The sequence below is a fragment of the Streptomyces sp. 13-12-16 genome (genome assembly GCF_002114215.1).
Lineage (GTDB): Bacteria > Actinomycetota > Actinomycetes > Streptomycetales > Streptomycetaceae > Streptomyces.
In genome coordinates this window covers 1-622 of sequence record NZ_NCTE01001374.1, presented here as the reverse complement: position 1 = coordinate 622, position 622 = coordinate 1, and the positions used below count along the sequence as shown (strand labels likewise).

Below are 622 nucleotides of genomic sequence, written 5' to 3'. Positions count from 1 at the left end.
GAGCCGTACGGCGGGAACATCATCGCCGGCACCTCGCTGTGGCTGACCGCCGGTCTCGACGAGGTGACGCAGGACGGCGCGCTGGCGTTCATGCAGTTCCTCAACAACCCGCGCAACGCGGCGGACCGTCACATCGCGAGCAGCTTCGTGCCGGTGACCCGCTCCTCCTACCGGCTGCTGGAGGACGAGGGCTGGTTCGAGGCGAACCCCTACCACCGGCTGGCCAGCGCCCAGCTCGGCGGCTACCCCGAGGGCGAGGGCGTGCCGCCGTGCCGGGGCGCGCTGTTCGGCGACTTCGCCGGCGCGCAGGACGTGATGACCCGCGCGATGGGCGACGTCCTGCTGCAGGGCGCGGACCCGGCGTCCCGGTTCGCCGAGGCGACCGCGGAGGCGCAGGAACTGCTCGACGCCTACGAGCGCGACCGCGTCGACAACGGCGTGCGCAGCCCCGAGAGCCTGCGGGTGGAGTACTTCGCCGGTGCCGAGGCCTACACGGGCGCGCAGCTGGAGAACGCGGTGCGCGGCAGCAACGGCTGACGCCGGACGCGCTTGCAGGAGCGCCCGCCGCGCACACGGGTCCGGCCTCCCTCCCCCTGGAGGCCGGACCCGTCGCCGTGCCGGG

1 protein-coding gene is annotated in these 622 nt (G+C 74.3%); it reads left to right on the top strand.

The window, feature by feature from the left end; all coding sequences use genetic code 11:
- The coding region (locus tag B7767_RS41085) for an extracellular solute-binding protein (protein ID WP_373408280.1) at positions 1-537 on the top strand (537 nt) is incomplete at its 5' end.
- Between the last annotated feature and the right edge of the window lie 85 nt (positions 538-622).